The 308-nt window shown below is 40.9% G+C and carries 1 protein-coding gene; it reads right to left on the reverse strand.

The annotated features are described in order from the left end of the window. Nucleotides 1–11: 11 nt before the first annotated feature. Nucleotides 12–308 (reverse strand): hypothetical protein (locus G9371_RS19030; RefSeq protein ID WP_165471311.1); only part of this gene is annotated, 297 nt, incomplete at its 5' end.

Consider the following 308-nt stretch of genomic DNA (forward strand, 5'->3'; position numbering starts at 1 on the left):
TTCGTTATCCATCAGACCTCCCAATCCTTAATCAAAGCTATATCGGCAGTCAGGTTAGGCTGGTTTTGAACAACTTCTAGCTGAGCATTTACCCGGTAAAGATTGCCATTAACTTCATTGGTCTTGAAGGAGTTCGGAATGAAGTTACACAGGTATTGCTGACGTGCTCCCTGATCAATCACCAGATCCGCATAAAATGAAGCTGGCTTATTCTGATAGATCCGCCAGAAGGCCATCATTTTATTGAAATCGGTTTTACTTAAATTCCAGTTCACATCAACAATGTGGCTATTACGTTTTACATCGAT

Source organism: Acinetobacter sp. EKM10A, assembly GCF_011075215.1.
Lineage (GTDB): Bacteria > Pseudomonadota > Gammaproteobacteria > Pseudomonadales > Moraxellaceae > Acinetobacter > Acinetobacter baumannii.